Raw genomic sequence first — 2630 nt, forward strand, 5'->3', positions numbered from 1 at the left:
TAAACGTCCTGCCTGACCGGCTACTGCTGTTCAGCGGCGCTGACGGCGATCATCAGGTGGGGGAGTTTCAAGTGACCATACCCGGGGGATTTTGACCGACCCACGGGGCCTCGGAAGTCCAGCAACAAGCTCAGCTGCCCTGCTGAGGTTTAAGATCCCTGTTTCCGTCGCAAAAAGGCAGCACGCCAGGGGGAATGCGGAAACGACGCTGCCCGATGAGCGATTGATACTGCGCACGGCTAGTCGCGGTACACCGCGCTAATTCGAGCGTCCTCGTAGAAATTCATATGCCACCATAAACGTCCGAATAATTGCGGACGAGCGGCGCTCACTTCCAGGCATGAACCCCAACGCTGCGTTTGGCCGTGACGTCGAGAGCAGGCCAGATCTCAGGAACCGTTAGACGCGTTTGACATAACGCAAAGACATAACAGTGGGCATCGGTCAGCTTTATGCCGCTCGACCATGAGAAAGTTAGGCTTTGCAGACGTCTCTCCTGAACAAGTATTGCGACGCTCGCCTGCCTTGGTACACCATATACCCGACCGTGCCGGATTTCTCCGCGACCGTCGGTGCTAAGACTTGTGAGACATGGTTGAGGCGGCTGCCGCCCGACGATCCCGTGTCGCTATACATCCACGTTCCGTTCTGTCGTGCTATCTGTTGGTATTGCGGCTTCCCTACAAGCCTCACTCGCAGCGAGCGACCGATCCGCAAGTACTTGGCGACGCTGCATGCCGAGATACGTTTGGTCGCAGAGCAAGCGCCTCGCGCGCTGCCGGTAAGCGACGTGCATTTCGGCGGCGGGACGCCGACTACTATTGCACCGGCCGATTTTCTCGCCTTGATGGCACTCCTGCGACGCTGCTTCGCGTTCAGCAAATCAGCTACCATCGCCATAGAAATCGACCCACGTGCGTTCACGGCCGAGATGGTTGAAACATTACAAGTGGCCGGCGTCAATCGCGCGAGCATCGGCGTGCAAAGCTTCGACGGGGTGGTTCAGAGGTCGGTCAACCGCGTCCAGAGCGAGGTGCAGACGGCGTCTGTCGTCGAAAGCCTTCGCCAGCATGGGATAAGCCGCATCAATTTCGACCTCCTCTTCGGACTGCCGCATCAGACGGTGCGATCTTGCGTGGACTCTACACGGACGGCTCTGGCCATGCGGCCAGACCGGCTTGCAGTTTTCGGCTATGCTCACGTCCCCTCCTATATGAAACGTCAGCGCCAGATCGATGAGACGGCGCTGCCGGATAATCTCGCCCGCGCCGAGCAAGCCGCGGCTATCGCAGATACGCTGGTCTCGGCTGGCTACCGCCAGATCGGGCTCGACCATTTCGCCCTGCCCAACGACGAGCTCGCGCTGGCGCAGAAAGCCGGTCAGCTTCGCCGCAACTCCCTGGGCTATTCGGCTGATACCTGCAAAACCGTGATCGGCTTAGGTCCGTCAGCCATCGGCCGTCTGCGTGAGGGTTACGTTCAGAACGAGAGCGCAACCGCTTCCTATCACCAACACATTCAGGCTGGTCGTCCGGCAACCTCAAAAGGCTACTGCCTCTCCCCCGAAGATCGCCTCCGCGCCGCAATTATCGAGCGTCTGATGTGCGATTTGCAGGCCGACGTACCAGCGATCTGTGCTGCTCACGGATTTGATCCAATTCCTCTTCTCAATTCGGCCGACCGGCTGGGAATGCTCGCCGAAGACGGGATAGTGGACATTGAAGAGGGATTCATTCGGGTCAAGCAGGAACACCGGTTTCTCGTTCGTGCTGTTGCTGCCGCATTCGACACCTATCTCGACCGTATCCCTATTAACTAAGCCGCGCATGTGAGCAGATCTCAAACATTTAAGCTCTTCGCGACGGAATGATCTGAAGAGGCACCTCCGGCAGACAGGCCAGATTTCGAGGATGCAGCGGCGGTGTCATGACAACGATCTTTCAGATATGGCCTCAAACCGGGAGGGCTGACTAAAGGGAAGCTGATTTGAAGGAGAAGCGCAGCGGATTCCGCCGTTCAGGGCCACGGCTCGATCATGCCGAAAGGGCTCTGCCCCACCTCCCCTTGACTGCTCTTGATGATGGTGACGGCCTCAGCGACGTGCCGCTGGAGACGCCGGCGCCCGCACCAGCTTCGGGAAATTTACGGCTGGAGGCAGCTTTGCGAAGCTACGGTCCACCTCCTCGAGCACAGTTGGACACTCGACGACGCCTGCAGCGTCCCAGACTCAAGGCTCGGCTGTCTTCGGTCCGGCGATCACTGGCGCGCCTCCGACGGAAACAGGTCCCTGTGGTTTGGACCGCCCGAAGCGTTTCCTGGCGGCGCTCGAAACAGCCCGGGCTGGCGACAAAGGAGGCTCGGAAGCAGCAGAAGGGACAGGTGTTGAACTCTGCAGCGCATCGATCCGCGAAGTCAGTATGGTGATCTGATCCAGGACCCCTTTGAGGACATCCCGCTGGGCATCGATCCGGCGGTTGAGTTCTGCGATCTCATCACCATTTTTCTGCTGTGCCCACTTTATTGTCAATCGGCGTTTGACTGGGACCCCCTATCGGCCTCCAAAAGGGACCCCTTTGATCGGCGTGCTCTGCTGGTAGCGCTCGGGTCGTCGGAGCTGGTCGGGGTTGCGG

At 59.2% G+C, this 2630-nt stretch carries 1 protein-coding gene; it reads left to right on the top strand.

From position 1 onward, the window contains the following. Window positions 1-481 precede the first annotated feature (481 nt). Window positions 482-1819 (top strand): oxygen-independent coproporphyrinogen III oxidase, encoded by a 1338-nt coding sequence (gene hemN / locus QJT78_RS50045; RefSeq protein WP_011084804.1) that lies wholly within the window; start codon window positions 482-484, stop codon window positions 1817-1819. Window positions 1820-2630 lie beyond the last annotated feature (811 nt).

The organism is Bradyrhizobium sp. Mp27, from assembly GCF_029953005.1.
Classification (GTDB): domain Bacteria; phylum Pseudomonadota; class Alphaproteobacteria; order Rhizobiales; family Xanthobacteraceae; genus Bradyrhizobium; species Bradyrhizobium barranii.